We start from the raw sequence: 612 nt of genomic DNA, 5'->3' as shown, positions 1-612 counted from the left end.
CTGCAGCGCCGACGGCGGCGGCTTCGGCGGCGAGGACGTCGCGGCGCGGGCCGCCGGCGTCCCCGCCCTGCAGGACCTCGAGAACGCCGAGGACATCTGGCAGGCCCTCCTCGACGGCAACCAGCGCTGGGCCGACGGCGCGGCCGTCCACCCCCACGCCGACGTCCAATGGCGCGAATCCCTCGTCGAAGGCCAGGCGCCCCGCGCCGCCGTGTTCAGCTGCGTCGACTCCCGTGTCGCCCCCGAACTGATCTTCGACACCGGCGTCGGCGACATCATGGTCACCCGCACCGCCGGAGAGGTCTTCGACCCGCTCGTCTCCGAGTCCGTCTCGTACGGCCCGGCCGCGCTCGAGGCGCCGCTGCTCGTCGTCCTCGGCCACCAGAAGTGCGGCGCGGTCACGGCCGCCCACGAGGCGCTGCTCGCGGCCGAGGAGGGCACCGAGCTGGAGGAGCACGAGCAGCGCCTCGTGGGCGGCCGTGACCGCGCCGCACTTCTGGTGGCCGAGGAAGATCCCGAGCTCATGGCTCGAGTCGTGGAAGACCTCTTCGATGCTGATCTTCAGCTGGTCCCCGGTCTTCTTCGAGGTCACGGTCCACTCCGTGGCCCCCT

At 72.5% G+C, this 612-nt stretch carries 1 protein-coding gene; it reads left to right on the top strand.

Going from position 1 to position 612, the window contains the following annotated elements; genetic code table 11:
* Positions 1 to 612 (top strand): carbonic anhydrase (locus ABFX50_RS51800; RefSeq protein ID WP_428834749.1); only part of this gene is annotated, 612 nt, incomplete at both ends.

This window comes from Nonomuraea recticatena (assembly GCF_039533245.1).
Lineage (GTDB): Bacteria > Actinomycetota > Actinomycetes > Streptosporangiales > Streptosporangiaceae > Nonomuraea > Nonomuraea roseola.
Note: the sequence above shows the minus strand (reverse complement) of the source record. Positions and strands in the feature narration are given on the sequence as shown.